The organism is Deltaproteobacteria bacterium (assembly GCA_009930495.1).
Taxonomy (GTDB): domain Bacteria; phylum Desulfobacterota; class Desulfovibrionia; order Desulfovibrionales; family Desulfomicrobiaceae; genus Desulfomicrobium.
In genome coordinates this window covers 1-4121 of sequence record RZYB01000200.1, presented here as the reverse complement: position 1 = coordinate 4121, position 4121 = coordinate 1, and the positions used below count along the sequence as shown (strand labels likewise).

The 4121-nt window shown below is 63.1% G+C and carries 5 protein-coding genes; 4 read left to right on the top strand and 1 reads right to left on the bottom strand.

Annotated features, from left to right (window positions below; genetic code table 11):
* Positions 1-136: 136 nt before the first annotated feature.
* The 4 genes from EOL86_12430 (at position 137) to ilvN (ending at position 3002) form a co-directional block, all read left to right on the top strand.
* Entirely contained in the window at positions 137-418 is a 282-nt protein-coding gene (locus EOL86_12430) for a type II toxin-antitoxin system Phd/YefM family antitoxin (protein ID NCD26381.1), read from the top strand.
* 5 nt (positions 419-423) lie between these two features.
* A complete protein-coding gene (locus EOL86_12425) occupies positions 424-735 on the top strand; it encodes a type II toxin-antitoxin system RelE/ParE family toxin (GenBank protein NCD26380.1) in 312 nt (103 codons plus the stop codon).
* A gap of 310 nt (positions 736-1045) precedes the next feature.
* Positions 1046-2725 (top strand): acetolactate synthase large subunit, encoded by a 1680-nt coding sequence (ilvB, locus tag EOL86_12420; protein ID NCD26379.1) that lies wholly within the window; start codon positions 1046-1048, stop codon positions 2723-2725.
* Complete coding sequence (gene ilvN, locus EOL86_12415; GenBank protein ID NCD26378.1) at positions 2718-3002, top strand: acetolactate synthase 1 small subunit; 285 nt, start codon at positions 2718-2720, stop codon at positions 3000-3002. Before ilvB ends, ilvN begins: the two co-directional genes overlap by 8 nt.
* Positions 3003-3062: 60 nt before the next feature.
* On the opposite strand, the gene EOL86_12410 is transcribed toward ilvN, so the two are convergent.
* The coding region (locus EOL86_12410; protein NCD26377.1) for an acriflavine resistance protein B at positions 3063-4121 on the bottom strand (1059 nt) is incomplete at its 5' end.

Here is a 4121-nt window from a genome sequence, read left to right as displayed (position 1 = left end):
CGAACGTTGCCGCACCTTGCCCGGAAGGGCGCGGGGGATCAAGGGATCGGCCGGAAGACTCCGGCCGATCGTGTTTGCACATTCTCCGAATAATGCCTAAATTCAGGACATGATTTTGGATCATGGGAGGTCTGTGATGAAAACATTGTCCGTTTCCAAGGATATCGTGCCCATCGGCGAGTTCAAGGCCGGCATGGCCAAGTGGTTCAAGGAACTGCGTTCTTCCGGTTCGCCGCTGATCATCACCCAGAACGGCAAGCCTGCAGGGGTTCTTTTGTCCCCTCGGGAATATGACGCCCTGGTCTATCGCAAGGAGTTCATGGACGCCGTGGAGCGCGGACTCGAAGACGAGGTTCACGGCAGGACATATACTGGTCAGGAAGTGCGTGATCTGCTGCGGCAACGCCGAGAAAGCTGACAATGATGAAGCTGATCTGGACCCACGAGGCGCTGACATCCCTGATGGACATCGAAGACTATATCGCGGCGGACAATCCGGAACGGGCGCGCACGTTTGTGGACGACATCATCGCCAAGGCGGAAACACTGCTTCCCGCGAATCCACGACTTGGTCGAGTTGTCCCGGAGGCCGGACGGCCAGAAATCCGCGAAATTCTGCATCAGCGCTACCGCATCGTCTATAAAATCAGCGGGAACAGCCTCCTCGTGCTGGTGGTGTTCGCGGCCCAGCGCGAATTGCGGCACGCAGACCTGGAGGCGGGCGAACACGCATGATGCCCTCCCATTAATGCCGACACCTGCTTGACACCCTCCACCCCTGGCGGTAGCTTCCATCCATTCGATAATTGATTACCCGGAACCCCCGTGAAACACACCATGACGACCCGACTTTCCGCCCTAGTTGGCACCCTGCTCGGCCTAGTAGTCGTCGTAGTATGCGTCGTACAGGACGCTGTTGTGTCGTAGCGGGAAAACGGACATCTGGTTTTACACCCCCCGCCGGCGCAACGGCACCGGCGGGGGGTCTCTTTTTTCAGCTCCCACCCCGCCGGACCCGCACCAGAGCTGAAAAAGGAGACGTCCCATGATTTCCATGACCGGCGCGGAACTGGCCATCGCCTTGCTGGAGCGGCAGGACATCCGCGTCATCGCCGGCATTCCCGGCGGCGCGAACCTGCCCCTGTACGACGCCCTGTCCCGCAGCCTCCGCATCCGACATATCCTCTGCCGCCACGAACAGGGCGCGGGTTTTCTGGCCCAGGGCATGGCCCGCGTCTCGGGCAAACCCGCCGTCTGTTTTGCCACCTCCGGCCCCGGCGCGACCAACATTCTGACCGCCATTGCCGACGCCAAGCTCGATTCCGTGCCCGTGATCTGCATCACCGGGCAGGTACCACGCGCCTTGATGGGGACCGACGCCTTCCAGGAAGTGGACATCTACGGCATGACCATCCCCATCACCAAGCACAACTTCCTGGTCCGCTCCGCCGCCGAGCTGCTGGAGGTCATCCCCGAGGCCTTCACCATCGCGGCCAGCGGACGGCCCGGTCCGGTCCTGATCGACATCCCGCGCGACGTGCAGCTGGAACGGGTCAGCTTTGAGCACTGGCCCGAGCCCGGCGCGGCCGATCCGACCCCAAGCTGTTTCGACGCGGAATTGGAAACGGCCATTGCCATGATCAACGCGGCCAGGCGGCCCATTCTCTGGGTTGGCGGCGGCGTGGTCGCGGCCGGAGCCCAGGATCAGATCCGGCAGTTGGCCGAAACCGCGTCCATGCCCGTGGCCCAGACCCTCATGGGCCTGACCGCCATGGACCGCGACCATGAACTCTGCCTGGGCATGCTCGGCATGCACGCCGAACGCTTCACCAACATGGCCCTGGAGGCCTGCGATCTGATTCTGGCCGCAGGGGTGCGTTTTGATGACCGGGCCACGGGCCGGGTCCAGGAGTTCTGCCCCCAGGCCAAAATCATCCATATTGACATCGACCACAGCGAGCTCGACAAGCTCCGGGCCGCGTCCGTGGGCATCCTGGCCGACATCGGCGCCACCCTTGACGCCCTGCTGCCGCGCGTGGCCGCCAATCCGCGCCGGGAGTGGATCGACTACATCGAAGCCCTCAAAAAAGCCTTCCCAGCCCTGGCCCCGGCCACGGGCGGCCACGACACCCCGCAGCGCTTCATCCGCCGCGTGGGCGAGATCGTGCCGCCGAACGCCATCGTGGCCACGGACGTGGGCAAGCACCAGATGTGGGCGGCCCAAAGCTATCCCTTCACCCGCCATGTTTCCTGGTTGACCTCCGGGGGGCTGGGGACCATGGGCTTTGGCCTGCCCACGGCCATTGGCGCGGCCATGGCCGACCCGGAACGCAAAGTCATCTGCTTCAGCGGCGACGGCAGCCTGCTCATGAACATTCAGGAAATGGCCACGGCCGCCGAGCAGCAGGCCGACGTGACCGTCATCCTGCTCAATAACAACTGCCTGGGTCTGGTCCATCAGCAGCAGGAGCTGTTTTTCGACGCCAACTGCTTCTCGTCCATCTATTCCATTGCCGTGGATTTCCCGCGCATCGCCCAGGGTTTTGGCTGGCGGACCTGGGATCTGACCGGAGCCGCCGATCCGGACGCGGTCCTGCGCGAGGCCCTGGCCCATAAAGGTCCGAGTTTGGTGCATGTGCCCGTGGCCCGCGAGGAAAAAGTCCTGCCCATGGTGCCGCCGGGCGCCGCCAACCGCGTCATGATCGAGGAGGTGCTCAATGTCTAACATCCATACCGTGCTCGACGTGCGGGTGAACAACCATCCCGGCGTCATGTCCCATGTCTGCGGCCTGTTTTCGCGCCGCGCCTTCAACGTCGAGGCCATCCTCTGTCTGCCCATGAACGGCGGGGACGAAAGCCGGATCTGGCTTCTGGTTGTCGAGGACGATCGCCTGGAGCAGATGCTGCGCCAGATGCGCAAGCTCCAGGACGTGCACGACGTGCGCGTCATGCCGGACGCGGTCAATGTTTTCGATCAGTTGCACAAAGTGATGGCAGGGTAGGGACGGGGTATGAACGCCCTGGCGGAGCACTCCGACAGGGCGTGTCATGCATGGCGTGGGCTAGGTCGGATTTTTTCGTCCCGTGACGGTCCGGGCCGCGTTGGCCACCATCCGTCCGAGCTTGTCCAGATAAATATAATAGACCGGGGTGATGTACAGGGTCAGAAGTTGCGAGGTGATCAATCCGCCGACCACGCACAGGCCCAGGGACTGGCGGGAATCGCCGCCCGCGCCGTAACCGACGGCAATGGGCAGGGTGCCCATGATGGCGGCCATGGTCGTCATCATGATGGGCCGAAAGCGGATCACGCAGCCCTGAAAAATGGCCTCGGCCGGGCTTTGGCCGCCACGGCGCTGGGCCTCCAGGGCGAAGTCGATCATCATGATGGCGTTTTTCTTGACGATGCCGATGAGCATGATGATGCCGACAAAGCCGTAAAGGTTCAGGTCCGTGCCAAAAAGCTTCAGGGTGACCAGGGCGCCGAATCCGGCTGAGGGCAGGCCGGACAGAATGGTCAGGGGATGAATGAAGGATTCGTACAGGATGCCCAGCACGATGTAGATGACAAACACGGCCAGGACCAAAAGCAGGCTCATGTTCTGGAGCGAACTCTGAAAGGCCTGGGCCGTGCCCTGAAAACTGGCGCTGAAGGTGTCTGGCAGGATGTTCGCGGCAACCGCCTCCACGGCGGCCGTGGCCTCGCCCAGGGATACGCCGGGACGCAGATTGAAGGACAGGGTCACGGACGGCAACTGTCCGGAATGGTTCACCGAGAGCGGTCCCACGCCGACGCTGGAATCGACCATGGTCTCGATGGGGGCCAGACTCCCGCCGGACGTCCGCACATACAGCCGGGACAGGGCCGAAGGGTCGCGCCCGTATTCCGGAGCCAGTTCCATGATCACGGAATAGCTGTTGGTGGGCGCGTAGATGGTCGAGACCTCGCGCGTGCCAAAGGCGGACTGCAGGGCCACCTCCACCTGCCGGGCCGACACGCCAAGGCTTGCGGCCTTGTCGCGGTTGATGTCCAGACGCACCTCCGGATTTTTGAGCTGCAGGTCGCTGGTCACGTCCTGAAGCTGGGGCAGGGCGCGCAGGGCGTCCTCCATGGCTCGGGC